Source organism: Streptomyces sp. NPDC055103 (assembly GCF_053607625.1).
The window spans coordinates 68,923-94,256 of sequence record NZ_JBSGTX010000031.1 but is presented as its reverse complement, the minus strand read 5'-3'; the positions used below and the strand labels follow the sequence as shown (position 1 = coordinate 94,256).

The window sequence follows — 25,334 nt, the reverse complement described above, 5'->3', positions numbered from 1 at the left end:
CAAAGGTTCTTGCCGCGGACGGCAAGACTAAGCCGATCGAGGAAGTCGAGCCCGGCGACAAGCTCGTCGTCACCGATCCGGAGACGGGCGAGACTACTGTCCGCGAAGTCGCGGGAACCATCGTCACCGAGGACGACAAGCGTTTCGTCGACCTGACGATCTCCACAGGAGAAGGCAAAGCCGAGGAGGCCCTGGCCTCTACCACGACCCACCCCTTCTGGGTGGCCTCCGCCAACGCGTGGATCGAAGCCGGAGACCTCAAGCCCGGCATGACTCTGCGCACCCCCAGCGGCGAAACAGTGGAGCTCACTGCTCTCGACCGCTATAACAAGCGACAGCGCACACACGACCTGACCCTCACCGACATCCACACGTACTATGTGCTGGCAGGCGCCACGCCGATCTTGGTCCACAACATCGATCTGGGTGCGCTTAATGCCTGTCCGACCACAGCTACCACGCACACTGCCTCAGTGACCGTGCACGATAGCGGCGGAAACATTCTGCATGACTACGACATTCGAAGCGGTGCGCAGACGCCTGCAGAGCAGGCTATGGGCCGCGGGGGAGAGACGCTCAGCCATACCGAGAATCGAGCAGCCCGCATGGCAGGCGGAGTCTCGACCTATGGGACGAAGCTGGTCAGGGGTGACGAATTCTTCCTCGAGAAGCCAGTACCATTGAATGGATATGTGATCATCAATGGATCTCGGCCGCCATGTTCGAGTTGCATGGGTGCAATGAGACGCGGCGCCGAAGATACTGGGTCCACATTCGTCTACACCTGGGAGCAAGCCGGAAATCCGGCTTGGTGGAGTACTTCCGGATAACGGGTCGCTAAACGCCAATCAGAATTGAGGGAGAGTAATGCCGCAAGATGAGCGTGTGGATCCCATCCAGATCTTCGCTCGGGTCGGAGGGGTTACCTACCGATCCATGGATGCCAATAGGGCGTTTGAAGTGTGGGTTCATATGGCCCGATCGGCAGGATGGGACGTCGTTGAACTTCCTGCCGACCGCAAGATGGATGACCCAACAGACCTGGGCGCCGTAATGGTGGAAGGCATTAAGTACCGGATTCATTTCAGCCCTCGCGTGCGTCGGCTCCTAGCCGATGACTCAACCGGACACCTGTCTTATAAGGATGCTCTTGGTTTTGCGGCATGGGCTGAGCCGGATCTTGCCACCTATTAGCGGGATGGCTCATCCCTGGCTTCAGGCAACCGCACCAGGATTCGACGCTGAGGTATTCATCCTCGCGGACTTTTGTTGGCCCCAGGTGCGTCAAGGTGGGCATGGCTGCGCAATGCGGACGAATGTCGGAAACGGCAGCGTTCCGACTCTCGCGAGAGGGAGATCCGGATTCGAAAGCGGAGCTCGCCGAGGTGAACCGTGCCTCGGCTCATCCCTAGGTGATTCGGCAGACGCCTATCGACAGTGCCAGATGTAGAAGCAGGGCCGCGTTCCGATAGCAAGAGCCCCGCGGAATCACGATTCCGCGGGGCTCTTGGCCGTTCTGACGGCAGTATTGATCAGAAACGGTTTGGGTTCTGGGTCGTTGGAGGGGTGTGAGCGATCTGGTGGGGGACGCGCGGCATCTGTCGCCGTCGGCGCAGGAGGCCCTGCGGCTGCGGGCGGTGGCCGCGTTGGTGGCGGGGCGGGACCGTGAGGACGTGGCGGCGGTGTTCGGGGTGTCGCTGAAGGCGGTCGACATCTGGTGGGCAAAGTGGCAGGCCGGCGGCCGGGAAGCGCTGGTCATGCGGCCACGGGGCAAGCCGGTCGGGGTGCACCAGGTGCTCGGGGAGGCCGAGCAGGCCGCCGTCCGGCAGACCGTCCTCGATCACATCCCCTCCGGCCTGGGGCTTTCGGGTCAGCTGTGGACACGAGGGCAGATAGGCGAGCTGATCTTCAAGCTGTACGGGGTCCGCTCGGACCAGGTCACCGGCCGCACCTGGGGCGCCAAGGGCACGACTCCCATCGTCCGCCGGACCGGGAACCGGTTCTCCGTGAACGCGATGTCCGCGATCAGCACGCGGGGCCGGATGCACTTCATGGTCTTCACCGAGTCGTTCGACGCGAAGGTCATGTGCCGCTTCCTCGCCCGGATCGTCAGCCACTTCGACCGGAAGGTCCACCTGATCGTCGACCGGCACTCGGCCCACCGCTCGAAGACCGTCCGGGCCTGGCTCGCCGGCCACCAGGACCAGATCGAGCTGCACTTCCTGCCCTCGTACTCACCCGAACTGAACCCCGACGAGTTGGTCAACGCCGACCTCAAACGCAGCCTGCCCCACACCCACCGGGCCAGGAACCAGGCCGAACTCGCCGCCGAAACCCGCAGGTTCTTCCACAGACGCCAACGTCAGCCGCACATCGTCCGCGGCTACTTCGGCGGCCCGCACGTCCGCTACGTCCTGGACGAGAACCCTTTGAGTTTCTGATCAATAGGGTCGGAGGTTGCACCGTTCTCGCGTTGACTGGAGAGTCAAGTGTAGCCTCGCTACCCGACGCAACGCTTACTGCGCTGGGTAGCAGTAGCAAATTCGAAGCCCCGTCAGGTGTGTCCTGACGGGGCTTCGGCGTGGGGTGACGGCAGTAGTTGACGGCAACGTCAGCGGACGAGGGCCACGGAGGGAGCGGTCCGTCTCCGTCGGAGCTGCCCGTCTCCGGTCTCGGGCTCCTCGGCCCGGGCCCGGGTGCTGGCGAGGCGGTAGGGGTCGACGCCTGTCTCGGTGATCGTGCCGTTGAGACTCGGCGACAACGCGATCTGAGACGCACCTACCCGACAGACAACATCACATGAGACCGGTGGCGTACGCCGCCGCGGCAGAGACAACGTCACCCGAGACCAGCAGCGAATCCAACAGGGTCACCTGAGACAGCGAGAACATCACGCGAGACGGGACACCCAGTCCTGATCGGTGGAGGTCATGCGACCACCCTATCGACGGCTGCATAAGCGGAAGTGATGGAGAGTGCAGGAATCATCGTTGGACGTGAAGACGGGCGGCCGACCAGCATGGTCGCCATGAACCCGAACACCTCCCCCGTCACCCCCTCCGCTCCCTCCACGCCCCGGATCGCCCTGGTCGGCGACCGTTCCCCGCACGTCAGGTCCCACGTCCGCGTCCCCGTCCTCCTCGACGCGCTCGCCGAGCGGGACGGGCTCTCGCTCGACGCGTACTGGATCCCGACGGGCGACGCGGCGGCGCCCGGCGCCGTGAAGGGCTTCGACTCGGTGTGGGTGCTGCCGGGAAGCCCGTACGCGAGCGAGGCGGGGGCGCTGGCCGCGATCCGTACGGCCCGCGAGGACGGCATCCCCTTCCTCGGCACCTGCGGCGGCTTCCAGCACGCCCTCCTGGAGTTCGCGCGGAACGTCTGCGGCCTGTCCGGCGCGGCGCACGCCGAGAACGACCCGGCGGCGGACACCGGCGACCTGCTGATCGCGCCGCTCGCCTGCTCGCTCGTCGGCCACGAGGGCGTCGTCCGGGTCACCCCCGGTTCGCTCGCCGAGCGGTCCCTCGGCGCGGAGCGGACCACCGAGCGGTACCACTGCGACTACGGACCGGACAGCCGTCACGTCGACACCCTGCGGGCCCACGGCCTGCGCTTCACGGGCGCCGACGAGGAGGGCGGCCTCCGCATCGCGGAACTCCCCACCCACCCCTTCTTCCTGGCAACCCTCTTCCAGCCGGAACTCGCGGGCGACGGCACCCGCCCGCACCCGCTGATCCGCGCCCTGGCGACGGCGGCGACGCGGCACGCCGGCGGGCACGCGGGGTGGACGACCGGGCTGAGCTGAGCTCAGCCCGGCGGGTACGCGGCGCCGCCCAGGGTTCAGACGCGGGTCAGGTGACGGTTCAGCAGGTCGAGCAGCCGCTCCGTGTCCTCCGGGGAGCTCAGCCCCCGCTTGGGCAGCACCTCCACGAGGAAGGTGTTCGGGTCGCGGCTGAGGAGCACCACGTGGTCACGGGTCTCGCGGTAGCCGCGGAAGAACGACCAGCGCTGCTCGAACGTCACGTGGGTGTTCGCGGCGGTGATCCCCTCCTCGCTCACGGAGGCCCGGTACTCGCCCTGCCACGCGGCCGTGCGCAGCGCGCGCCGGGCCTGGAGACGCGGCATCGCCCAGATCAGGACGGCCCAGAGGGCAGCGAGCGCGATCGGCATCGTGAAGGTCCGCTGCGCGGCCACGAGCAGGAGGGCGACGCCGCCGAACAGCAGTGTGAAGCACCAGCGGAGGATGTGGAGGCGCTTGACCCGCTCACGCACCAGAGCGGCCGTGAGGATGTCGTCACGCGTCGGCCGGTAGACCAGCTCGACGGTTTCCTGGATGCCGTTCCGCCCTGATTCCATGACCATGACACGCGATCGTACTGTCGCGCTAACCCATGCTCACGACCAGGTCGGCGCGGTCCCGACCCCGGGCCACCAGACGGGCGTTGGCCTCGTCCGAGTCGTGGACCCAGCGCTCGGCGACGGCCCGGTCCTTGCCGAAGCGGACGTGCCGCTCGACGAGCCGGGGGACGCGGCGGCGGTCGTCCAGGTCCAGGTACCAGACCTCGTCGAGGAGGGGCAGGGCCTCGGCCCAGGGGCCCTCGTCGTGGAGGAGGTAGTTCCCTTCGGTGACGACGAGCGGGACCTCGGGCGGGACGGGTATCGCTCCGGCGATCGGCTCCTCCAGGGAGCGGTCGAAGGCCGGGGCGTAGACGGTGGTGCCGGGCCGGGGCGTACGCAGCCGGGCGAGGAGCGCGGTGTACCCGGCGGCGTCGAAGGTGTCCGGCGCGCCCTTCCTGCCGGCCCGGCCGAGCCGTTCCAGCTCGGCCTGCGCGAGGTGGAAGCCGTCCATCGGGACGAGGACGGCGAGCCCGTCGAGGCGGGCGACGAGCCGTGCGGCGAGCGTGGACTTCCCGGCCCCCGGCGCGCCCGCGAGGCCGAGTGTCCGCCGGTGGCGCGTGCCGGTCCCCTGTTCCGCGAGGGCCCGCGCCCGGGCGGCGAGCCGGTCGAAGTGCTGCGCGTCCATGCGGGGCATTCTCGCACTGGGCGAGCCGGTTGACGCGGGTAGATTCCTCCGTACTACTTTTGACCCCATGCCGTCCATCGCACTCGTCACCCTCGTCGTCCGTGACTACGACGAGGCCATCGCCTTCTACACCGACGCCCTCGGCTTCGACCTCGTCGAGGACACCGACCGGGGCGACGGCAGTCGCTGGGTCGTCGTCCGCCCGGCCGGCGCGGCCGGGGTCGGCGGCCTCGGGAACGTGGGCCTGCTCCTGGCCCGCGCCAAGAACGAGGCCGAGGCGGCCGCGGTCGGCAGCCAGACGGGCGGCCGGGTCGGTTTCTTCCTCCACACCGAGGACTTCGCCCGCGACCACGCCCGGATGACGGCGGCGGGCGTCCGCTTCTCGGAGGAGCCGCGCCACGAGCCGTACGGCTCGGTCGCCGTCTTCGAGGACCTCTACGGCAACCGCTGGGACCTCCTCCAGCCGGCGGACGCCGCCGCCTAGTACCTCCGCCTACCCGCCCAGCTTGTCGAGGCGGTCGCGCTGGGCCGGTGTCAGCCGGAGGTCAGCCGCGGCGACGTTCTCCTCCAGGTGTCCCACGCGGCCGGTGCCCGGGATCGGGAGGACGACCGGCGACCGGTCGAGGAGCCACGCGAGCGAGACCTGCGCGGGAGTGGCGTCGAGTTCGGCGGCCACGGCGGCGATCTCGGCCGCCGCCCCCGGCGCGGCTCCCGCGACCGGCCGCCACGGCAGGAACGCGATGCCCGCCGACTCGCAGGCCACGAGCACGGACTCGTGTGCGCGGTCGACCATGCTGTAGCGGTTCTGGACGCTCGCGACGTCGACGATCTCCCGTGCCCGTTCGAGTTCGGTGACGGTGACCTCGGACAGGCCGATCCGCCCGACCTTGCCCTCCGCCTGAAGCTCCCCCAAGGTCCCGAGCTGGTCCGCGAGGGGCGTCCGCGGATCGATGCGGTGCAGCTGGAGCAGCTCGATCCGCTCGACGCGCAGCCGGCGGAGGGCGTGCTCGACCTGCTCCCGCAGGGCGTCCGGCCGCGCGTCGTGCGTCCAGCCCTCCCCCGACTCCGCGCGCACGATGCCGACCTTGGTGGCGACGAGCAGCCCGTCGGCGTACGGGTGGAGGGCTTCCGCGAGCAGTTCCTCGTTGGCCCCCCAGCCGTACATGTGGGCGGTGTCGATGAGCGTGACGCCGAGCTCGACGGCGCGCCGGGCCACCCGGAGGGAGGACTCGCGGGCGTCGCCCGGCCCGGTCGGCAGGCGCATGGCTCCGAACCCGAGCCGCCGCACGCTCAGGTCCCCGCCGATACGAAACGTGTTCACTGCCTCCCCCGGCATCTCTCTCCTCCGCCCCCGCCTCGCACGCAAAAGGCAAGGCCAACAACGCGGTTGGCCCTCCCCGACTATCCTCCCCGGGAAGGAAAACCACTGTCGCGCGACCCGGCGCTCTCCCTACACTCACGACTCGACGCACCGATCGGCGCGTCAAAGGCCGTCCGACCGAGGGGAGAAGACCGTGCGCAGCCACCGTGCCGTCGCCGTGTCCTCCTCCCGTACCCGGTACGACGTGATCCTCGCCTCCTCGGCCGAGCGGTGGCGGCTGCGCGCCCGCCATCGCCGCCCGTGACGACGTCACACACCTGACGCTCGTCCGGGAATCGCGCTGCCCCGTTCTCCACGCAGCAGCGAAAGGCACGACACCGTGCGTACGAACCTCACCTCCGTCATCCGCAACCTCGGCATCCTCGCCCACGTCGACGCGGGCAAGACCACCGTCACGGAGCGGATCCTCTTCCTCACCGGCGCCACCCACAAGCGCGGCGAGGTCCACGACGGCACGACCGTCACCGACTTCGACCCGCAGGAGCGGGACCGGGGCATCACGATCTTCGCCGCGGCCGTCAGCTGCGACTGGGCGGGCCACCGGGTCAATCTGATCGACACACCGGGTCACGTCGACTTCTCCGACGAGGTCGAGCGCGCGCTGCGCGTCCTCGACGGCGCGGTCGCCGTCTTCGACGCCGTCGCGGGCGTCGAGCCGCAGAGCGAGACGGTGTGGCGGCAGGCGGACCGGCACGGCGTCCCGCGCATCGCGTTCGTCAACAAGCTGGACCGCGCGGGCGCGGAGCTCGACGGTGCCGTCGAGTCGATCCGGACGCGTCTCGGCACCGTCCCGCTCCCCGTCCAGCTCCCCATCGGGCGCGAGGACGGCTTCACCGGCGTCGTGGACCTGGTCCGGATGCGGGCGTACGTGTGGGCCGACGGCGCCGACACGTACACCGTCCGACCGGTCCCTGACGAGCTCCGGGACGAGGCCCGGCACCGCAGGCGACGCCTGGAGGAGACGGTGGCGGAACTGCACCCGGCGGCCCTGGAGGAGTTCTGCGAGAAGGAGACGCTCTCCGAGGAGACGCTGACGGGCGCGCTCCGCGACCTCACCCTCTCCGGCGAGGCCGTGGTCGTCCTCTGCGGCTCCGCCTACCGCAACCGCGGTGTCGAACCGCTCCTCGACGCCGTCGTCGCGTACCTCCCGGCGCCGTCCGACATGCCGCCGGTCCGCGGCGGGACGCCGGCGGACCCGGAGGCGCCGTTCACCGCGCTCGCGTTCAAGGTGAGCGCGACGGCCACCGGCCGCATGACCTACGTCCGCGTCTACGCGGGCACGCTCACGAAGGGAGACACCGTGCTCGACACCACCACAGGTCGCACCGAGCGGATCTCCCGCATCCTGCGCGTGCAGGCCGACCGGACGACGGAGCGGGACGTGGCGCGCGCCGGGGACATCGTCGCCGTCGTGGGCCCGAAGGCCACCCGCCCCGGCGCGACGCTCTGCGCGCCGGACGCGCCGGTCCTCCTCGAACCGCCGACGACCGCCGACCCGGTGGTCTCGGTCGCCGTGGAGGCCCGCCGGAGCACGGACACCGGCCGTCTGGCGACGGCCCTCGCCCGGCTCTCCGAGGAGGACCCGTCGCTGGTCGTGCGCTCCGACCCGGAGACGGGCCAGACGGTGCTCTCCGGTCTGGGCGAACTGCACCTGGAGGTCGCGGTGGAGAAGCTCCGGCGCGACCGGGGACTTGAGGTGTCGGTCGGCCGGCCGCAGGTCGCGTACCGGGAGACGGTGGCGAAGGGCGTCACCGGTCTGCTCCACCGCCACGTCAAACAGGACGGCGGCGCGGGCCAGTTCGCCCATGTGACCATCGACGTGGAACCGACGGGAACGGAGGAGGAGTTCACCTTCCTCTCCACCGTCACGGGCGGCCGCGTACCGCAGGAGTACGTCCGTGCGGTCGAGGCCGGCTGCCGGGACGCCCTCGTCGAGGGCCCCCTCGGCGGCCACCCGGTGACGGGTGTCCGGGTCACGCTCACGGACGGCGCCACGCATCCGAAGGACTCCTCGGAGATGGCGTTCCGCACGGCGGGCCGCTTCGCCCTGCGCGAGGCGCTCCGCGCGAGCGCGATGACGCTCCTGGAGCCGGTGGCCGAGGTCACGGTCACCGTCCCCGCTGAGTCGGTCGGCGCGGTACTCGGCGACCTCGCGGCCCGTCGGGGCCGGGTGACGGATCAGACGACCCGCTCCGGTACGGCGGTGGTGTCGGCGACGGTCCCGCTGGCCGAACTCTTCGGCTACGCGTCCCGTCTCCGCGGCCGCACCCAGGGCCGGGGCATGTTCACGACCCGCCCGGCGGGGTACGTCCCGGCGCCGGCCCCGTAGGACTGTCGGAACGACGCCGGGCGTTCGGCCCGCACCAGTGGTGCGGTCCGAACGCCCGGCGGCGGACCGGCTCTACGGAGCCAGGGTCCGCAGCACGCAGAACTCGTTGCCCTCGGGGTCGGCCATGACCACCCAGCTCGCGTCCGCCGCCTGGCCCACGTCCACCCTGGTGGCGCCGAGGCCGAGCAGCCTGGTCACCTCCTCCTCGGTGGTGCAGTCGATCGGGCTGATGTCGAGATGGAGCCGGTTCTTCCCGGCCTTGCCCTCGGGCACCTTGTCGAAGCACAGCGTGGGCGGCATCTGGCGGGCCCGGACCTCCTCTGCGGTCGGCTCCCAGGAGCCGATCTCGATCAGATCCCCGTTCCGGTCGATCACCTTGAAGTCCAGGACCTCGCACCAGAAGGCCGCGAGCACCTCCGGATCGTGGCAGTCAACGGCCAACTCGGTGAACCTACTTGTCATGCCGCTCCTCGATAGCGTGGAAAGGGCTCAGGCTACGCCGCTCGTCCGGCAGATCCGAACGATTTTCGGCTGGGGCGCGGAACCGCCGGCCCGGCCCGAACGTCGAAGGGCCATGGCTGAGAGAGCTGCACTCATCATCGTCGCCGTCACCCTCGCCACGGAGGCGCTCACGGGCTGCACCACGGCCGACGCGGGCGCGGAGGCCGTCCGGACGACCCCCTCCGTCCGCACGACACCGCCCGCCCGCACGCTCCCCTTCGACCTCTACACGCACTGCGGAATCGACGAGGCCCGTATCGGCTCGACGTACTTCGAGGCGCAGACCCCGCTCTCCGACGGCTCGGGAAACCCGCCCGACGGGTGGGACAACCCGACCCAGCGCGGCACGATGACCCTGACGTCCGAGACGGAGGCCGTCTTCACCGACGACGCCGGCCACGAGGTGACGTTCCACGCCCGACCGGGCGCGACCGCCTTCAAGCACATCTGCGCTTAAGCCGAGCGGAGTGGCGCTGGCGGCTCAACGGATCACGCTGGCGAGCCACTCGCTGAGCGGGTCAGGTACCGGATCACCGGCACGACCGTCTGGGCGCCGGAGCTGGCCCGCCGCCCGCCCAGCAGAGCCGTTGTCACAGGCAGCGGCTACCTTGCAGCTCAGCACAGAACCAAGACAGGTTGCGGGAAGAGGGGCGGCAATGGTCGTCGAGGTGGGGTACGCGCAGGCGTGGGACCTGGAGGCTTGTGCGCCCTGGCGGCCGGTATCCGCCGAGGAGGCCCGGGAGCGGGATGCCGCCGGGCTTCCGTACGTGGTGGTGTACCGGGAGCCGGGCCGAAAGGCTCCGCTGGAAGTCCGGCTGGTCTCCTGGCGGGAGCACTACGTGGGGCTGTGGGTCTACGACGCCCAAGGTCGCCGCACCTACGACCTGGACATGCGGCTGCTGGACGACCCGTCGCGGCTGCTGCGCCGGTACTCCGTCGGCTGGTACTACACGGGCCCGGAGATGGCGGAGTTCGACAAGGCGTGCCCACGCATCACCGTGGACCTCTTCCCGGACGGGAGGGGCCGAAGGACGGAGGAACTGCAGGGGCAGGGCGGGGGCTCCTACGCCACCTCGCCCGGACTCCGGGACGACGAGCGCTGGGTGGACCGCCCCGCCTTCGGTGAGTGGCCGCTGCTCTCGGCCCAGGTGCACGGGTTCATTGAGCCGCCGGCCTTCGAGGCGGCTGAGGTGGCCGAGGCGGCCGAGGCGGCCGAGGCGGCCGAGGCAGGTGACGGAGATGCCCCCGCCACCTGCTGGCGTCCGCCGCGCCCCGCGCAGCCCGGGCCGATCAACCAGTTGTTCCGGCCCGGCGTGCGCGTGACCGACGGGTACCACCCCGAGATGACCGTCGTGGAGCCGCGCCGGGTCGGCACCCTGCGCATACCCAGCGGGCTGCTGGCCGTCTCCGGCCCGGACATCGACCACGGCGACGGCGACGGACCGCGCATCACGGTCCCCGTCCCGCCCAGGCAGTACGTACTCGACGAGGCGCGGGTCCGCTTCAGCTACCAGTGCGAGTGGCGGAACGCCGAGGTCACGACCACGGAAACCGTGGCCGTCCGCCTGCTCGTCAGCGAGACCCCCGCAGCGACCTGGGAGATGGCCCTCGGTCCGGACGACGATTCCCGGCTGTTCATCGAGCAGCAGATAGCCGGCTTCGACACCGACGGTGCCACCGGTTGCTTCGCCGACGCCGGATCCTGGGATCCGCTCATCGCGCTCTTCGAGCGAGGGCTGATCCAGGGGGAGTCGGACCTGGACGGGTACGAGGACATCGACGACGGTTCCATGTTCATGCAGCGCACCTGGGACGAGGCTTCCGGTGGCGAGCTGATGGCCTTCGCGACGACCGGGGACGGCACCTACCCGGTGTGGGTCGGCCGTACCGAGGCGGGTGAGGTAACCGGCGTCGTGGTGCTGATGGCGGGAATGCCCGTCCTGCTCCCGGAGCAGGACAGAACCCCCACCGATGCGGCTGTGTAGACAGGGTCCTGCCTGCGGCCGCAGTCGCCGACCTGGTTGCAGCTGGTGACGATCTCGGCAGCGCGCTAGCGGCAGGTGCACCTCGGATGGTGACTTCCGCTCCGGGCTCGACGTCCCGGGCCGCTCCGAGCGTGCGAACCGGGCAGGTCCGCGGCCCGTGGGGGCCCTGTGCCAGGATGCGGGGACCGGACGTCCGCCGCACACGGACGGGCCGGTGCCGTACGACACGAGGAGCGACACGATGAGCACGACCCCCGCCGGCTATCTCTCCGAGCTGTTCTCGCTCGCGGGGCGCACCGCCCTCGTCACCGGGGGCAGTTCCGGCATCGGCCGGGCCATCGCCGGGGCGCTGGCCCGGGCCGGGGCCCGTGTGGTCGTCCTGGCGCGCAAGGAGGGCGAGCTCGTCGCGACCGTGGACGAGCTGACGGCCGCCGGCTGCCGGGCCGCGTGGGTGAGCGCCGACCTGAGTACGCGTGCGGGCATCAAGGCCGGGGCGGAGGCGGCCGCGGCCGTCTTCGGAGAGCCCGACATCCTGGTCAACTCCGCGGGCATCAACCTCCGTCCGCCCTTCGGTGAGCTGGGCGAGGAGGTGTGGGACACCACGATGACCGTGAACCTGGAGGCGCCGTTCCTCCTCGGTCAGCGTTTCGGCCCGGGCATGGCCGAGCGGGGCTTCGGCCGGATCATCCACATCACCTCCCAGCAGGCGCACCGCGCGTTCGTCCAGAGCGGGGCGTACGGGGTGTCCAAGGGCGCGCTGGAGTCGCTGGCCCGCTCGCAGGCGGAGGCCTGGTCCTCGTACGGCGTCACGGCCAACACCCTGGTGCCCGGCTTCGTGATGACCGCGCTCAACCGGCGGCTCTCCTCCGACCCGGAGAAGGTGAACGCGCTCGCCGCCCGGACCATGGTCGGCCGCAACGGCCTGGCCGAGGACTTCGCGGGCGCGGCCGTCTTCCTCGCGAGCGCCTCCTCCGCGTACGTCACGGGGCAGTCGCTCTTCGTGGACGGCGGGTTCTCCGTCCACTGAGCCGCCGGGGGGACCGGTCAGACGAAGTGGTCCTCGGCGTCCGGCATGGGCGCGTGAGCGAGGGCGATCATCGCCTCGTACTTGTCGGCGCCCATGTAGTAGTCACCGGTGTGGTGCAGGTAGAAGAACCTGCCCCGCTCGTCGACGAGCACGGGCGAACCCTCCGAGGAGTCGTGGCCGACCGGGAAAAGCCGTACACCGAGGTTGCGGCTCAGTTCGGCGATGTCGCCGGCGGTCGAGTGCCAGACGAGGGCCGGCGTGAAGTGGAGGTACTCCTCGCGGCGGGCGTCGATGGTCAGCCGGAGTCCCGCGTGTTCGGCGAGGAAGTCCGTGGCGGCGGCGAAGGGCTCCAGCGGGAACCCTTCGCGCCGGCACTCCTCGGTGATCTCCGCGACGATCGCGGGGACCCGGGCGGTCGCGTCACGGCCGGGGGACCAACCGTGCTCCCCGAACCAGGCGTCGACGTCTTCTCGGGTTTCCAGGCGCGGCACAGGAACTCCCTTCAGGGGCGGGGCGGCGTCCCCGACCAGGCGGCGAGGGCCCGGGCGCAGTCGGTCAGGAGCGCCGCCGTGGGGCCGAGGGACGCGGCCAGGCCCGCCGTCAGGGTCAGTACGGGCCCTTCGGCCGGGTTGCCCACCGTCACGGCGCACTCCACCGTGGCCAGCGGGCCTACGGTGCCGGGCGGGACGGGGACCGTCAGCGTCAGTTCGCAGCCGGCCGCGCGGACGCCCGAGGCGTCGAGGCGGCCGGTCATCGCCTCGATCAGCGGTTCGGTACTGCTGTCCAGGGAGCCCGGGCTCAGCGGGAAGTCCTCGTCCACGGCCACGACGCCGATCCCCCGCAGCGTGGTCGCCCTCAGGCGCAGCGCCCGGGCGCCGTACGCGCCGCTGCTGTGCAGGACGTAGACGGCGACGAGCGCGGCGCGGACGGCGGCGGCGAGATCGACGGAGCCGCCGGGCTCGCCGGGCAGCGGGAAGCGCCAGCGGGGCGCGCGGAGTCGGGCCGGTGCGATCCCCTCCGCGAGCGTGGTCAGGCCCTCGCGCACGGTCTCCCCGAGGAGCCATGCGCCGCCGGGGCCGAGGAGGACGAGCCGGCCCTCCTCGTCGACGGCGAGCGGCGCGTCCGTGTCCGTACGGCCCAGGGGGAAGAGCCGGACTCCCAGGTCGGCCGCGAGCCGGTCCAGCTGGGGGCTGGCGAAGCGGGCCTCGCGCGGGTCGACGACACAGCCCGTGGCGGCGACTTCGCGTCCGCCGTCCGGGGCGGGCGGGACGCGCAGACCGTGGAACTCGCGGACGGCCCGCTCGGCGGCGGGGAAGACGCTCCCGCCGCTGACCGTCACCGTCGTGAGGATCGCCAGCATCGCGGCGTCCCCGGCGTCACGCCCCTGCCGCCAGCCGGCCTTCGTCAGTACGCCGTCCACGGGAGACGTCACCCCTCGCCGTGCAGGACGTCGATGCCGAGGCGGTCGAGGAGGGCCGTGCACGAGCGGCAGACCTCGGCCTCCGTGCCGTGCTCGGGGTCGCCGTGCGGGCGGATCTTACGGGCGACGAGCGCGGCGCCCTCGAAGTGCGGGGCCGCCTCGTCCAGGGTGACCGTCCGGCCGTCGGCCCGCTGCCGGTCGAGGCCGAAGAGTTCGTCGGAGACGAGCGCGGACTCGGCGCAGTAGCCGATGAACGGCTCGCGCAGGGACGGCGGGAGTGCGTCGAAGAACTCCCGGACGGCCGGGTGGAGATGTGGCTCACCGTCACCGGTGAGGTCGGTGTGGCTGGTGACCCTGCCGTGCATGAGCAGCGACGCGGCCGTGCCGGGAACCAGGTCAGACATAGAGGTCCTCCGCGTCCTGCATGGGCCGATGGAAGAGGCCGATCATGGCCTCGTGCTTACCGGTGCCCATGTAGTAGTTGCCGAAGCTGTTCATGTTGAAGAACCGGCCCTGCTCATCGATGACGAGCACTTCCCCCTCCCCGGAGTCCCAGCCGATCGGGAAGAGCCGCACACCCAGGCCACGACTCAGCTCCGCGATGTCTTCGAAGAGATAGCCCCAGACGGGGACGGGCGTGAAGTGGAAGTGCTCCGCACGCTGGACATCGTGGGTCACGCGAAGTCCCGCGTGCTCGGCCAGGAAATCGGTGGCGGCGGCGAACGGCTCCACCGGGAACCCGCCCTTCCGGCTTTCCTCCAGGACCTCCGCCACGAACGCCGACGCCTGCTCGGCCACGTTCCGGCCGGGAAACCAGCCGTACTCGGCGAACCAGGCGTCGACGTCAGCGGGAACGTTGAGATGAGGCACAGGAGGCTCCTAACCTGCGTAGGCGGTGATGCCGGCCATGTCGAGGGCTATCGCGCACGAGCGGCACGGCGGTTTGTAGTCGTTGTGCGCGAGTTCTCCCCGCGGGTCCCGGCCGAGCTGTACGGAGTACATCTGCGCGCCGGCCATCGCCTCGCGTACGTGGTCGAGCGTACTGATGGAGGTACCTGACGGGTCGAGGTGGCGGAGTCGGTCCGAGAGGAGCACGGCCTCCGCGCACTGCCCATGGCCCGCGCCCGGCTGTCTGCCCTCCCCCTCAAGCCTGGCCTTCACCTCGTCGTAGATGTCCCGCGCGGCCGGATGCAGGTCAGGGTTGTTCACGCCCTCCCACTTGGTCGCGCTGGTGTGGCTGGTGACGACACCGTCGTGGAGCAGCCCGCCAGAGCACGAGTTCTCCTTGACGAGGTGCTCGCCGACCGGGAACCGGGTCTTGGCCAGGTCGATCTGGTGCTTGGGGTCGTTCGGGTTGTCGGGGTCGGCCCTACGCGCCCGGTCGGCGAGGTCGCGGGCCTCCTGGACGAGGGCTTCCCGCTGCTGCTCGGGGGTCAGGTGGCTCACGTCGAGGGGGTCGGTGCGGTGGTGACGCATGGTGCCCGCGGAGCTGCCGTGCCACGGCGGTGCCGGTGAGATGCGGTTGCCACCGGGGTTGCTGCCGCTGCCGCCGCCCGGGCCGTTGCCGCCGCCTCCCCCGCCACCACCGCCGCCGCCGTTTCCGCCGCCTCCGCCCCCGCCGTTCCCCTTGTTGTCGTGGTCGCCCTTGCGCTGGCGGGCGAAACGCTCGCGGAGGGTGTCGTCGGTGTTCTTGTGGTCGGCGGAGATCTGCTTGACGGCCTTGGGGAGGGTCTGGCCGACGTGGTCGCCCATGTTCTTCGCGGCCTTGGTCAGCGCTTCGAGCGCCTTGTCGGCGATCGGGTCGATCGCGTCGGCGATCGAGTCACGGCCCCGCGTCCGGCCGTGCGCGGTCTTCGCCTTCGTGAGCTTGCCCGCGGTCTTGCCGTGGATGCCGGCGCTGACGGTGTTGAGCTGGGTGGAGGCGTGGGTGTGCTCGGCGTGCTCGATGTGGAGGTTCTTCAGCCCGCTGCCCGGGCCCTTCCCTCCACCACCGCCGCCGGCCGAGGCCAGGTTCATGGCCTCCTTGCCGGACTGGACGCCCTCCTTGAAGCCCTCCTGCCCGGCGTCCTTCGTCTGGTCGAGGTCCACGCCGTCCTGCAGACCGATCGCCACCGCGCCGAGCTGGACGACGAGGTCGGCGGCCATGCCCTCCAGGGCGGCCACCGCCGGCTCGGTCATCGCGGCCACGACGTAACCGACGGCCTCCTCCACGCACTCCTTGATCAGGCGCTTGATGACCTCCTGCGTGGCCCGCATCGACGCCGCGCCGATCAGCGCCGACAGTCCGCCCGTCACCGGGATGAGGGAGAGCGCGATGCCCGCCTCGGCGGCGAGGTAGCCGAGCTGGACGACGGCGGCGAGCTTCATGCCCTCGATCGCGCCCGCCGCCGTGTCGAGACCGCCCGCGATCGTCCGCGCCGCACCCGAGATGTCCTTCAGGTGTTTGCTCTTGACCTTCGCCCAGTGCTCGTTGAGCGCGTCCATCGACTCGCCCTGACTGGACGACAGCAGGCGCTCGAAGTGGTTGTTCGCGAGCTGACCGTCGTCCTCCAGGTCCTCCGCGAACTCCCGCAGCGCGTCCGCCATCTCGCGATACGCGTCCTCGTCGACGTTCGGCCACGCCACCCCGATCAGATCGAGAAGAGTGTCCGCCCAGTCCGGAACCGTGACCGCCACGTTTCCCCCGTCCCCCGTCGTGCCGACTGTTCGACCGTTCGACTGTTTGCAATGCCGAACAGTCCTACCACAGGGGACGCCTGACGGGGCGTACGGGTTCCAGGGGCCGGAGGCGCGGTCAGCCCTCTTCCGGCTCCAGGCGCAGCGAGATCGAGTTGATGCAGTACCGCTGGTCCGTCGGGGTGGCGTAGCCCTCGCCCTCGAAGACATGGCCCAGGTGCGAACCGCAGCGCGAGCAGCGGACCTCGGTGCGGACCATGCCGTGGGAGCGGTCGTCGATCAGCTCGACCGCGGCGGAGTCCTTGGGGTCGAAGAACGACGGCCAGCCGCAGTGCGACTCGAACTTCTCGTTCGACGTGAAGAGCTCCGCGCCGCAGGCCCGGCAGGAGTACACGCCCTTCGTCTTCGTGTCCGTGTACTCCCCGCGGAAGGCGGGCTCGGTGCCCGCCTGGCGCAGTACCTGGTACTCCGCCGGAGTGAGCTCCGCGCGCCACTGCTCGTCCGGCTTCTCGATCTCGTACGACATCGCTCGCTCCTCAGCGGCTGAATCAGCTCGTCAGGTGGTCCAGGATGCGGGGTCCGAGGTCCGTGACGTCGCCCGCGCCCATGGTCAGAACGAGATCGCCGGGCTTGGCCATTCCCGCGACGACCTCCGGGACAGTCGCCTTGTCGTGGACGGCCGTGACGTCGGCGCCGGCCCGCCGGGCGGCGGCGATGATCAGCTCGCTGGTGATCCCGGGGATCGGGTCCTCGCGGGCCGGGTAGATGTCGAGGACGACCGAGGCGTCGGCGAGGGCCAGGGCGTCGCCCATCTCCTTGCCGAGCTCCTGGGTGCGGGAGAAGAGGTGGGGCTGGAAGACGACGAGCAGGCGCGAGCCTCCGGCGGCGCCCCGCATGGCCTCCAGGTCGGCGGTCATCTCGGTGGGGTGGTGCGCGTACGAGTCGATGACCTGGACGCCCGCGGCCTCGCCCTTGAGCTGGAGGCGGCGGCCGACGCCGGTGTAGGCGGTGAGGGCCTGGGCCAGCTCGGCCGGGTCGATGCCGACGCGCGCGCCGGCGGCGAGGGCCGCGGCGGCGTTGTGGGCGTAGTGGCGGCCGGGGACCGAGACGGTGAAGGTGTGCTCGACGCCGTCGAGGAGGACGACGACCTCGCTCTTCATGCCGTTCGGGGCGATCTTCAGGATGCGGGCGTCGGAGTCCTCGGACTCGCCGACCGTGACGATGTGCAGGCCGTCGCGGTCCGCGACGCGGCGGGCCAGCTCGCGGGCGCCGGAGTGCTCGCCGACGACCAGCGTGCCCCCGGGGCGGATCTTGGCGGTGAAGGCCTCGAAGGACTCGTAGATCTCGTCCATGGAGGCGTAGTTCGCGTGGTGGTCCAGCTCGACGTTGAGGACGATCGCGACCTCGGGGTCGTACTTCTGGAAGCTGCGGTCGCTCTCGTCGGCCTCGGCGACGAAGACGTCTCCGGAGCCGTGGCGGGCGTTGGTGCCGGGGCCCGCGAGGTCGCCGCCGATGGCGTACGAGGGGTCGAGGCCGAGCTCGGTGAGGGCGACGGCCAGCATCGAGGTGGTCGTCGTCTTGCCGTGTGTGCCGGCGACCGCGATCGCGCGCAGGTCGTCCATCAGGGAGGCGAGCGCGTCGGAGCGGTGCACGACGGGGATGCCGAGCTCGGCGGCGCGGGCCAGCTCGGGGTTGTCGGCGCGGATGGCGCTGGAGACGACGACGGCGGAGGCGTCGTCGGCGAGGTGCTCGGCGGCGTGGCCGATGTGCACCGTGGCGCCGAGGGTGCGGAGGGCGTCGGCGGTCGGGGACTCCTTGGCGTCGCTGCCGGCGACCTTGGCGCCGCGCTGGGCGAGGATCTTCGCGATGCCCGACATTCCGGCACCGCCGATGCCGATGAAGTGCGGCCGTTCCATGGCGGCAGGGATGGCGGGTGCCATGCGGATCTCTCCCCGGGTGCGTCTTGCTGTGTCGTGCTTCGTACTGGAAGGACCAGCCTAGTGGCTCGCGCCGGGCGGCCCGGGGCACGGGGTTCGGAGGGAGCGCCGTGTCCGCGCCCCCTGCACGGGGCGCGGACACGGACCTTCGGTGTTCCTTACTCCTCGCTGTGGGCGAAGAGCTTCAGCACGGGTACGCCCACCTTGTGGCGGGCCCGGGAGGCCCAGTCCCGGTGGAAGAACTCCTCCACGTAGTGCGGAGCGGTGAGAACGATCACCTCGTCCGCCTCCGCCTCCTCGACCACCGCCTTCATCTTGGTGAGCGGGTGGTCCTCGACGACCTGGCCGACCGCTTCGCAGCCGGCGTCTCTCAGGGCCTGGAGCGAGTACTCCAGGGCCTCCTCGGCGGGGATCCGGGCGGCCTTGCCCTCCGGTTCCCCGCCCTCGTGGGCGGCTTCCTTCAGTTCGCCCATGGCGACGTCGTCGATGGCACGCAACAGCACATCGGCCTGGTCACCACGTGGCTGCATAAGGACGATGAAGGACACGCCCTCGTCGCCGTGCAGCGTGGTGACGAACTCCACGTCGACGGACGTCAGGGGCTTCTCGATCATCAGAACGCTTGTGAACACCTCAGGAGCCCTTCTGCGGAAACCATCCTTCCCCGTGCCCGCACGGGGTCTGCGACATAAGTGTGCCCAGCGGACGGAAAGCGGAACGACAAATTCCGCCGATTGTCAGATCCGACGGTAGCGGGTGAAGAGGAAGCCGTCCTGCTCCAGCACGGAAGCCACGGCAAAGCGTGTCGGGACGGCCACCGAAGGGCCTCCGGCGATCCGCTGGGCGTCACCCGCCGTCATCGTCGGCGAGAGCGTCAGACAGAGCTCGTCGAGGACCCCGGCCGCCACGAACTGGCCGAGCAGCCGGGGGCCGCCCTCGGTCAGCTGGCGGCGCAGCCCGCGCTCCGCGAGGGCCGCCACCGCACGGGCCGGCTCCACCGCGGCCCCCTCGCCCGCGACCAGCACCTCGGCGCCCGCCCTCTCGGCCGCCCGTACGCGGTCGGGGGCCGCGGCGGCCCCCGTGAGGATCAGCGTCGGCACGAGCGGCTCCGTGAAGAGCGGCAGCGAGAAGTCGAGGTCGAGGGAGGCGGTGACCACGGCGATCACGGGCGCGGGCCCCTGGCCGGCGGCGGCCCGGCGGGCGGCGAAGGCCTCCCGCGCCCTGGCGGGGCGGTAGCCCTCCAGGCGAACCGTTTCCGCACCCACGACGACCACATCGGCGAGCCCGCGCAGGGTGCCGAAGATCCGCATGTCCGCGTCGGAGGAGAGCGGCTGGGAGCGGCCCTCGTGCTGGCCGGCCCCGTCGAGGGACGAGACCATGTTGGCCCGCAGCCACGGAGCGTCACCCTCCGGGTACGCGTAGGCCTCGGCCAGCTCGTCGAGGGACCACTCACGGCCACCGGCCGGAAGCTCGTTCGAGGCGGGAGTCCCCGGCCCGGAGAGGCCCGTGACGGCCTCCCCCGCGGCGGTCTCGTGGGCTGTCATGTCCGTCACAGGGAGCAGGCGTCGCATCCTCGCAGTCTGACATGGCGCTTACAGTGGGGAACTGTGTCGACCCACGCCCTCACCGAAGCGGCTTCCACCGAAGCGGCCCCGCTCTCGCTCTGCTCCCGAGAGCCCCACGTCCCCGCAGACCGTCTCGTCGCGGAGATGGTGCCGCCGCCGCGCTTCGACTCCGTACGTTTCGACACGTATCTGCCGGACCCGAACCAGCCCAGCCAGACGGACGCCGTCAAGGCGCTGAGCCAGTTCGCCGAGGGCCTGGGCGGAGCGCACGCCACCGGAGCCGGGAAGCGCCGCTGGTTCGCCAGGAAGCCGGCCGCCCCGAGCGGGCCGCGCGGGGTCTACCTCGACGGCGGGTACGGCGTCGGCAAGACACACCTGCTGGCCTCCCTCTGGCACGCGACCCCCGCCGAGCCCTCGCTGAAAGCTTTCGGCACCTTCGTCGAGCTGACGAACCTGGTCGGCGCGCTCGGCTTCCAGCAGACCGTGAAGACCCTCAGCGAGCACCGCCTCCTCTGCATCGACGAGTTCGAGCTCGACGACCCGGGCGACACCGTCCTCGTCTCCAGCCTCCTCGGCAAGCTCGTCGAGGCGGGCGTGGCGCTCGCCGCCACCTCCAACACCCTCCCCGGCAAGCTCGGCGAGGGCCGCTTCGCCGCCGCCGACTTCCTCCGCGAGATCCAGGGCCTCTCCGCGCACTTCATGCCGCTGCGCATCGACGGCGAGGACTACCGCCACCGCGGCCTGCCCGAGGCCCCCGCCCCGTACTCCGACCAGGTCGTCACGGAGACCGCGTACGCGACGCCGGGCGCCTCCCTCGACGACTTCCCGCACCTGCTCGACCACCTGGCCAAGGTGCACCCGAGCCGGTACGGCGCGCTCACCGACGACCTCACCGCGGTCTGCCTCACCGACGTCCGGCCGGTCCCCGACCAGTCGACGGCGCTCCGGCTCGTCGTCCTCGCCGACCGGCTCTACGACCGCGAGATACCGGTCCTCGCCTCCGGGCTGCCCTTCGACCAGCTCTTCAGCGCAGAGATGCTGAACGGCGGATACCGCAAGAAGTACTTCCGGGCGATCTCCCGGCTCACCGCGCTCGCGCGCGACGCAAAGGGGCTTGTCGGGCAGTAGGTTGGGGGCCAAAACCGATCGAAAGGGATCCACCATGGCCACCGTGCGTCACGCCCACACCGTCTGGCAGGGCGACCTCCTCAAGGGATCCGGCGTCGTCACCCTCGACTCGTCCGGCCTCGGCTCGTACGACGTCTCCTGGCCGGCCCGGACCGAGGAGCCGAACGGCAAGACGAGCCCCGAGGAGCTCATCGCCGCCGCGCACTCCTCCTGCTTCTCGATGGCCTTCTCCAACATCCTGGCCAAGGCCGACGCCCCGCCGGCCCGCCTGGAGACCAAGGCGGACGTCACCTTCCAGCCGGGCCAGGGCATCACGGGCGTCCACCTGACCGTGCGCGGCGAGGTCCCCGGCCTGGACGCCGACCAGTTCCAGGCGCTCGCCGAGGACGCGAAGAAGAACTGCCCCGTCAGCCAGGCGCTCACGGGCACGACGATCACACTCACCGCCGAACTGGCCTGACTGCAGATCAGTTCTCGCGCCACATGAGGCCGTTGTGGCCCGCTTGGTTCACGTGTCACCACAGTGCGTGATACACACATGCGGGTCACACGTCACCACAGCGCACGGCACGCGCACGGCACGCGCGCGTCGCCCCTGTCCGCCAACAGGAAAGTGGGTTGCCTCATGTCCGCGACACGACGTCAGATCCTCTCCCGCACCGGCGCGTCCGTCGCCGGGATCGCCTTCACCGGCGCGCTCTCCGAGCTCTTCGCCGGCAGCGCGGTGGCCGCCGGGGGACGGGACGGAGCGGGGTACGGCCCCCTCCTCCCCGACCCCGCCGGGCTTCTCGACCTCCCGGCCGGCTTCCACTACAAGGTCCTCTCCCGGCAGGGCGATCCGCTCCGCTCCGGCGAGGGGCTCGTCCCCAGCAACCACGACGGCATGGGCGCCTTCGCCGGACGTCGCGGGCGCGTGCACCTCGTCCGCAACCACGAGAACCGGGTCACCGGGCGCATCGGCGTCCCGACCGTCCCCGGCCTGACGTACGACCCGGCCGCGAAGGGCGGGTGCACGGCCCTCGAACTCGACGGCCGGAACAACGTCCTCGGCGAGCGCGTCGCCATCGCCGGCACCGCCGTCAACTGCGCGGGCGGGCCCACCCCTTGGAACACCTGGCTGACCTGCGAGGAGACCGAGGACAGGGCCGGGACGAACGGCTACACCAAGGACCACGGCTTCATCTTCGAGGTCGACGGCGCCGACCCGCACCGCACCGGGGCCGTCCCGCTCACCGCGATGGGCCGCTTCCAGCACGAGGCGATCGCCGTCGACCCGTCGAGCGGCATCGTGTACGAGACGGAGGACGCCTTCCAACGGCCCTTCGGCCTCTTCTACCGCTTCCTCCCCCACAAGCCCCTCGGCGGCACCGGCTCGCTGCGCGCGGGCGGCGCCCTGGAGGCCATGCGGGTGCCGGGCGTGCCCGACCTCTCCGTGATCCAGGAGACCGGCGCGCGCTTCGAGGGCGTCGAGTGGGTCCCCGTACCCGATCCGCAGGCGACGGAGACGCCCATCAGGCTCCAGGACTTCGGGCCGAAGGGCATCACGCACGCCCAGAAGCTGGAGGGCTGTTACTGGGGCGGGCGGGCCGTGTACTTCGTGTCCTCCTTCGCCCGCCTCAAGGACGGCTCCGGCGCCACCCACTTCGGGCAGGTGTGGAAGTACGAGCCGCACCGGCGCCGTCTCACGCTCGTCGTCGTCTTCGGCCCGGACACGGACATCCAGCTGCCGGGCGAGTCGCCGGACAACATCTGTCTGACACCGAGCGGAGGCCTGATGGTCAGCGAGGACGGCGACGGGGCGCAGCACGTCTACGGGGTGAGCCGGAAGGGCGAGGTGTACCCGGTCGCCCGGGGTGCCAACAACATCGGGACGCCCGAGGCCCCGGAGTGGGGCGAGTTCGCGGGCGTCACCTTCTCCCCCGACGGCTCCACGATGTACGTGAACTGCTACACGCCAGGGACGACGTTCGCGGTGACGGGCCCGTGGTGCTGAGCTGAGACCGGCGCTCGCCTCGGGGTGGCCGCGCTACGCGCGTCGCGCGCGTAACGCTCTCGTAGCGCGGCCGCCCCCCACCGAAAACGAACGCTTGCGTGAATGCGCGGATGAACCTTCACCCCGTGGACCAGCGCCCGCCGTTCGGGCGGCTCGCCGCGCTCGGCGCGCAGCACGTGCTCATCATGTACACCGGCTGCGTCACCGTCCCGCTCGTCTTCGGCGCCGCCGCCGGCCTCGACCCGGCGGCCATCGCCCTCCTCATCAACGCCGATCTGCTGATCGCGGGGCTCGTCACGCTGATCCAGAGCCTCGGTGTCGGGAAGGTCCTCGGCATCCGGCTGCCGATCGTCACGGGGGCGACCTTCGCGGGCGTGACGCCGATGATCCTGATCGAGCAGGAGTACGGCATGCCGGCCGTGTACGGCTCGATGCTGGCGGCCGGACTGTTCGGGCTGCTCGTGGCGGTGCCGTTCGCCCGGCTGGTGCGCTTCTTCCCGCCGCTCGTGAGCGGCACGGTCATCACCGTCGTCGGTCTCTCCCTGATCGGCGTCGGCGCGGGGCTCATCACCGGCAACGACCCGGAGGCCGCCGACTACGCCTCCGGCGAGCGGCTGGCCCTAGCGGCCGGCGTCCTCCTCTTCATCGTCCTGTTCACACGCTTCGCCCGCGGCTTCCTCGGACAGATCGGCATCCTGATAGCCCTGGTGCTCGGCACGCTCACCGCCGTACCCATGGGGCTCACCGACTTCTCCCGGGTCTCCGGCACCGACTGGATCGGCCTCGCCGCGCCCTTCCACTTCGGGGCGCCGCAGTTCCCGCCGACCGCCGTCATCGCGATGTGCGTGGTGATGCTGGTGATCTTCACGGAGTCGACGGCCGCGATGCTCGCGGTCGGCGAGGCCACCGGCCGCCCGGTCACCGGCAAGGACCTGGCACGCGGTCTGGCGGCGGACGGGGTCTCCGGTGTCCTCGGCGGAGCGATGAACTCCTTCATGGACACGGTCTTCTCGCAGAACGTCGGTCTGATCGGCATCACCAAGGTCGCCAGCCGGTACGTCACCGCCGTCGCCGGCGGCGTCCTCGTCGTCCTCGGCCTCGTCCCCCGGCTCGGCGCCGTCGTCGCCGCGCTCCCCGGGCCGGTCGTCGGCGCGGCGGGCCTCGTGCTCTTCGCGACGGTCACCATGGTCGGGGTGAACACCCTGCGCCGGGTCGACCTCGACCAGGGGCACAACCTGACGGTCGCGGCGGTCGCGCTGGGCGTCGGACTGCTGCCGGAGGTCGCGGACGGGATCTACGACGGCTTCCCCGCCTGGTCCCGCATCATCCTGGGCAGCGGCATCACGAGCGCGGCCCTCGCCGCCTTCCTGCTGAACCTCCTCTTCCACCACACGCGGTCCGGGGTCGCGGGCGACCTGGTTCCGTCGCAGGATCGGGGAAGCAGGAGCGGCGCGGCGGAAGGCTCACGAGGTGGCGAAGAACAAGAGGACGAAGGACGACGGGAAGCGGCCGGAACAGCGGAAGCAGCCGGACGCACCCCTGCGTGACGTGCTGCGCGTCCCCGAGGGCGAGCGGCTCGACCTCACCGCGTACGACGCCTCGGGGATCCCCGCCGGCCCCGCCGACAAGGCGGCCGGTCTGGCCGCCACCGCCGCCCTCGCGCCGCGCCTCGCGGACCTCCAGGACCGGCTGTACGCGTCGAGCACGGCGGGCGACCGGCGACGGCTCCTCCTGGTCCTCCAGGGCATGGACACCAGCGGCAAGGGCGGCACGGTCAAGCACGTCATCGGCCTCTTCAACCCGTCCGGCTGCCGCATCCACGCCTTCAAGGCCCCGACCCCGGAGGAGCGGAACCACCCGTTCCTCTGGAGGATCACGAAGGCGCTCCCCCAGCCCGGCGAGATCGGCATCTTCGACCGCTCGCACTACGAGGACGTCCTCATCGGACGCGTCCGCGACCTGGCCCCGCGCGCGCAGCTCTCGCGCCGCTACAGCCAGATCAACCAGTTCGAGAAGTCCCTCGCCGACGACGGGGTGACGATCGTCAAGGTCTTCCTGCACCTCTCGTACGAGGAGCAGCGCAACCGGCTCCTGGAACGCCTGGACAACCCCCAGAAGCACTGGAAGTTCAACCCCGGCGACATCGAGGAGCGGTCGGTGTGGCCGGCGTACCGGGAGGCGTACGAGATCACCCTCGAACGCTGCACGACGGACGAGGCCCCCTGGTACCTGGTCCCGGCGGACCGCAAGTGGTACCGGAACTGGGCGATCAGCAAGCTGCTGTTCGAACACCTGGAGGAGTTGGACCCGGCGTACCCGCCGGGGGACTTCGACGTGGCCGAGTGCCGGCGACGGCTACTGCTGTCGTGAGC

General features: G+C 70.9%; 26 protein-coding genes and 2 pseudogenes. 14 read left to right on the top strand and 14 right to left on the bottom strand.

Going from position 1 to position 25,334, the window contains the following annotated elements:
- The 4 genes from ACWFR1_RS20855 to ACWFR1_RS20840 form a co-directional block, all read left to right on the top strand.
- On the top strand, positions 1-830 hold an 830-nt coding region (locus ACWFR1_RS20855), incomplete at its 5' end, for a polymorphic toxin-type HINT domain-containing protein (protein ID WP_453553224.1).
- A gap of 55 nt (positions 831-885) precedes the next feature.
- On the top strand, positions 886-1,194 hold the full coding sequence (locus ACWFR1_RS20850) for a hypothetical protein (RefSeq protein WP_453553222.1): 309 nt from the start codon (positions 886-888) through the stop codon (positions 1,192-1,194).
- Positions 1,195-1,568: 374 nt separating this feature from the next.
- Positions 1,569-2,441: an IS630 family transposase gene (locus ACWFR1_RS20845; RefSeq protein WP_453553220.1), complete on the top strand. Its 873-nt coding sequence runs from the start codon at positions 1,569-1,571 to the stop codon at positions 2,439-2,441.
- A gap of 587 nt (positions 2,442-3,028) precedes the next feature.
- On the top strand, positions 3,029-3,802 hold the full coding sequence (locus ACWFR1_RS20840) for a CTP synthase C-terminal region-related (seleno)protein (protein ID WP_453553218.1): 774 nt from the start codon (positions 3,029-3,031) through the stop codon (positions 3,800-3,802).
- Positions 3,803-3,837: 35 nt separating this feature from the next.
- On the opposite strand, the gene ACWFR1_RS20835 is transcribed toward ACWFR1_RS20840, so the two are convergent.
- Positions 3,838-4,359 carry a YcxB family protein gene (locus tag ACWFR1_RS20835; RefSeq protein WP_453553216.1) on the bottom strand — a complete coding sequence of 174 codons (522 nt, stop codon included), beginning with the start codon at positions 4,357-4,359 and terminating at the stop codon, positions 3,838-3,840.
- Between the two features lie 22 nt (positions 4,360-4,381).
- A complete protein-coding gene (locus ACWFR1_RS20830; protein ID WP_453553214.1) occupies positions 4,382-5,029 on the bottom strand; it encodes a nucleoside/nucleotide kinase family protein in 648 nt (215 codons plus the stop codon).
- Positions 5,030-5,087: 58 nt separating this feature from the next.
- Between ACWFR1_RS20830 and ACWFR1_RS20825 the strand changes: the two genes are divergently transcribed.
- Entirely contained in the window at positions 5,088-5,504 is a 417-nt protein-coding gene (locus ACWFR1_RS20825; protein ID WP_453553212.1) for a VOC family protein, read from the top strand.
- Between the two features lie 9 nt (positions 5,505-5,513).
- Here ACWFR1_RS20825 and ACWFR1_RS20820 read toward each other — a convergent pair whose 3' ends face one another.
- Positions 5,514-6,356, bottom strand: coding sequence for an aldo/keto reductase (locus ACWFR1_RS20820; RefSeq protein ID WP_453553209.1), 843 nt, complete (start codon positions 6,354-6,356; stop codon positions 5,514-5,516).
- A gap of 364 nt (positions 6,357-6,720) precedes the next feature.
- Here ACWFR1_RS20820 and fusA point away from each other — a divergent pair, with 364 nt between their 5' ends.
- The gene (gene fusA, locus ACWFR1_RS20815; protein WP_453553207.1) at positions 6,721-8,730 is read left to right on the top strand and encodes an elongation factor G; all 2,010 of its coding nucleotides are present in this window, start codon (positions 6,721-6,723) and stop codon (positions 8,728-8,730) included.
- A gap of 72 nt (positions 8,731-8,802) precedes the next feature.
- Here the strand turns inward: fusA and ACWFR1_RS20810 are convergent, their stop codons facing one another.
- Positions 8,803-9,192, bottom strand: coding sequence for a VOC family protein (locus tag ACWFR1_RS20810; protein WP_453553205.1), 390 nt, complete (start codon positions 9,190-9,192; stop codon positions 8,803-8,805).
- A 112-nt stretch (positions 9,193-9,304) separates the two neighbouring features.
- On the opposite strand from ACWFR1_RS20810, the gene ACWFR1_RS20805 reads away from it, so the two are divergent.
- The 3 genes from ACWFR1_RS20805 (at position 9,305) to ACWFR1_RS20795 (ending at position 12,243) form a co-directional block, all read left to right on the top strand.
- Positions 9,305-9,688 carry a hypothetical protein gene (locus ACWFR1_RS20805; protein ID WP_453553203.1) on the top strand — a complete coding sequence of 128 codons (384 nt, stop codon included), beginning with the start codon at positions 9,305-9,307 and terminating at the stop codon, positions 9,686-9,688.
- A 199-nt stretch (positions 9,689-9,887) separates the two neighbouring features.
- The gene (locus tag ACWFR1_RS20800; RefSeq protein ID WP_453553201.1) at positions 9,888-11,216 is read left to right on the top strand and encodes a DUF4241 domain-containing protein; all 1,329 of its coding nucleotides are present in this window, start codon (positions 9,888-9,890) and stop codon (positions 11,214-11,216) included.
- A 241-nt stretch (positions 11,217-11,457) separates the two neighbouring features.
- Positions 11,458-12,243 carry an SDR family NAD(P)-dependent oxidoreductase gene (locus ACWFR1_RS20795; RefSeq protein ID WP_453553199.1) on the top strand — a complete coding sequence of 262 codons (786 nt, stop codon included), beginning with the start codon at positions 11,458-11,460 and terminating at the stop codon, positions 12,241-12,243.
- A gap of 17 nt (positions 12,244-12,260) precedes the next feature.
- Here ACWFR1_RS20795 and ACWFR1_RS20790 read toward each other — a convergent pair whose 3' ends face one another.
- The 10 genes and pseudogenes from ACWFR1_RS20790 to ACWFR1_RS20745 all read right to left on the bottom strand — a co-directional run bounded on the left by ACWFR1_RS20790 (position 12,261) and on the right by ACWFR1_RS20745 (position 19,847).
- Positions 12,261-12,734 (bottom strand): SUKH-3 domain-containing protein, encoded by a 474-nt coding sequence (locus tag ACWFR1_RS20790; RefSeq protein ID WP_453553197.1) that lies wholly within the window; start codon positions 12,732-12,734, stop codon positions 12,261-12,263.
- An 11-nt stretch (positions 12,735-12,745) separates the two neighbouring features.
- Entirely contained in the window at positions 12,746-13,663 is a 918-nt protein-coding gene (locus ACWFR1_RS20785; protein ID WP_453553195.1) for an SUKH-3 domain-containing protein, read from the bottom strand.
- An 8-nt stretch (positions 13,664-13,671) separates the two neighbouring features.
- Entirely contained in the window at positions 13,672-14,067 is a 396-nt protein-coding gene (locus ACWFR1_RS20780) for a YwqJ-related putative deaminase (RefSeq protein ID WP_453553193.1), read from the bottom strand.
- Entirely contained in the window at positions 14,060-14,533 is a 474-nt protein-coding gene (locus tag ACWFR1_RS20775; RefSeq protein WP_453553191.1) for an SUKH-3 domain-containing protein, read from the bottom strand. The genes ACWFR1_RS20780 and ACWFR1_RS20775 overlap by 8 nt, the downstream gene beginning before the upstream one ends.
- A gap of 9 nt (positions 14,534-14,542) precedes the next feature.
- Positions 14,543-14,899: pseudogene (locus tag ACWFR1_RS20770) on the bottom strand (YwqJ-related putative deaminase); the annotation flags it as partial.
- 369 nt (positions 14,900-15,268) lie between these two features.
- Positions 15,269-16,339 (bottom strand): annotated as a pseudogene (locus ACWFR1_RS20765) (WXG100-like domain-containing protein); the annotation flags it as partial.
- Between the two features lie 118 nt (positions 16,340-16,457).
- A complete protein-coding gene (gene msrB, locus ACWFR1_RS20760) occupies positions 16,458-16,865 on the bottom strand; it encodes a peptide-methionine (R)-S-oxide reductase MsrB (protein WP_453553189.1) in 408 nt (135 codons plus the stop codon).
- Between the two features lie 22 nt (positions 16,866-16,887).
- Complete coding sequence (murC, locus tag ACWFR1_RS20755) at positions 16,888-18,279, bottom strand: UDP-N-acetylmuramate--L-alanine ligase (protein ID WP_453553187.1); 1,392 nt, start codon at positions 18,277-18,279, stop codon at positions 16,888-16,890.
- A gap of 155 nt (positions 18,280-18,434) precedes the next feature.
- The gene (locus tag ACWFR1_RS20750) at positions 18,435-18,908 is read right to left on the bottom strand and encodes an indole-3-glycerol phosphate synthase (protein WP_453553185.1); all 474 of its coding nucleotides are present in this window, start codon (positions 18,906-18,908) and stop codon (positions 18,435-18,437) included.
- Between the two features lie 105 nt (positions 18,909-19,013).
- Positions 19,014-19,847, bottom strand: a complete 834-nt coding sequence (locus ACWFR1_RS20745) for a pyrimidine reductase family protein (protein ID WP_453553183.1) — start codon at positions 19,845-19,847, stop codon at positions 19,014-19,016.
- A 36-nt stretch (positions 19,848-19,883) separates the two neighbouring features.
- On the opposite strand from ACWFR1_RS20745, the gene zapE reads away from it, so the two are divergent.
- The 5 genes from zapE to ACWFR1_RS20720 all read left to right on the top strand — a co-directional run bounded on the left by zapE (position 19,884) and on the right by ACWFR1_RS20720 (position 25,332).
- Positions 19,884-20,969, top strand: coding sequence for a cell division protein ZapE (gene zapE, locus ACWFR1_RS20740; protein ID WP_453553181.1), 1,086 nt, complete (start codon positions 19,884-19,886; stop codon positions 20,967-20,969).
- Between the two features lie 34 nt (positions 20,970-21,003).
- Positions 21,004-21,429 (top strand): OsmC family protein, encoded by a 426-nt coding sequence (locus ACWFR1_RS20735; protein WP_317600151.1) that lies wholly within the window; start codon positions 21,004-21,006, stop codon positions 21,427-21,429.
- Between the two features lie 165 nt (positions 21,430-21,594).
- Positions 21,595-22,962 carry an alkaline phosphatase PhoX gene (locus tag ACWFR1_RS20730; RefSeq protein ID WP_453553179.1) on the top strand — a complete coding sequence of 456 codons (1,368 nt, stop codon included), beginning with the start codon at positions 21,595-21,597 and terminating at the stop codon, positions 22,960-22,962.
- 110 nt (positions 22,963-23,072) lie between these two features.
- Positions 23,073-24,509 (top strand): nucleobase:cation symporter-2 family protein, encoded by a 1,437-nt coding sequence (locus ACWFR1_RS20725; RefSeq protein WP_453553177.1) that lies wholly within the window; start codon positions 23,073-23,075, stop codon positions 24,507-24,509.
- Positions 24,433-25,332, top strand: coding sequence for a PPK2 family polyphosphate kinase (locus ACWFR1_RS20720; protein ID WP_453553175.1), 900 nt, complete (start codon positions 24,433-24,435; stop codon positions 25,330-25,332). The genes ACWFR1_RS20725 and ACWFR1_RS20720 overlap by 77 nt, the downstream gene beginning before the upstream one ends.
- The last annotated feature ends 2 nt before the right edge of the window (positions 25,333-25,334 follow it).

Bases quoted from the DNA above. Each gene is read 5' to 3' on its own strand.
- ACWFR1_RS20840 (WP_453553218.1), top strand. From the start codon at position 3,029: ATGAACCCGAACACCTCCCCCGTCACCCCCTCCGCTCCCTCCACGCCC.
- ACWFR1_RS20835 (WP_453553216.1), bottom strand. From the start codon at position 4,359: ATGGTCATGGAATCAGGGCGGAACGGCATCCAGGAAACCGTCGAGCTG.
- ACWFR1_RS20830 (WP_453553214.1), bottom strand. From the start codon at position 5,029: ATGCCCCGCATGGACGCGCAGCACTTCGACCGGCTCGCCGCCCGGGCG.
- ACWFR1_RS20825 (WP_453553212.1), top strand. From the start codon at position 5,088: ATGCCGTCCATCGCACTCGTCACCCTCGTCGTCCGTGACTACGACGAG.
- ACWFR1_RS20820 (WP_453553209.1), bottom strand. From the start codon at position 6,356: ATGCCGGGGGAGGCAGTGAACACGTTTCGTATCGGCGGGGACCTGAGC.
- ACWFR1_RS20810 (WP_453553205.1), bottom strand. From the start codon at position 9,192: ATGACAAGTAGGTTCACCGAGTTGGCCGTTGACTGCCACGATCCGGAG.
- ACWFR1_RS20805 (WP_453553203.1), top strand. From the start codon at position 9,305: ATGGCTGAGAGAGCTGCACTCATCATCGTCGCCGTCACCCTCGCCACG.
- ACWFR1_RS20800 (WP_453553201.1), top strand. From the start codon at position 9,888: ATGGTCGTCGAGGTGGGGTACGCGCAGGCGTGGGACCTGGAGGCTTGT.
- ACWFR1_RS20795 (WP_453553199.1), top strand. From the start codon at position 11,458: ATGAGCACGACCCCCGCCGGCTATCTCTCCGAGCTGTTCTCGCTCGCG.
- ACWFR1_RS20780 (WP_453553193.1), bottom strand. From the start codon at position 14,067: ATGTCTGACCTGGTTCCCGGCACGGCCGCGTCGCTGCTCATGCACGGC.
- msrB (WP_453553189.1), bottom strand. From the start codon at position 16,865: ATGTCGTACGAGATCGAGAAGCCGGACGAGCAGTGGCGCGCGGAGCTC.
- murC (WP_453553187.1), bottom strand. From the start codon at position 18,279: ATGGCACCCGCCATCCCTGCCGCCATGGAACGGCCGCACTTCATCGGC.
- ACWFR1_RS20745 (WP_453553183.1), bottom strand. From the start codon at position 19,847: ATGCGACGCCTGCTCCCTGTGACGGACATGACAGCCCACGAGACCGCC.
- ACWFR1_RS20735 (WP_317600151.1), top strand. From the start codon at position 21,004: ATGGCCACCGTGCGTCACGCCCACACCGTCTGGCAGGGCGACCTCCTC.
- ACWFR1_RS20730 (WP_453553179.1), top strand. From the start codon at position 21,595: ATGTCCGCGACACGACGTCAGATCCTCTCCCGCACCGGCGCGTCCGTC.
- ACWFR1_RS20725 (WP_453553177.1), top strand. From the start codon at position 23,073: ATGAACCTTCACCCCGTGGACCAGCGCCCGCCGTTCGGGCGGCTCGCC.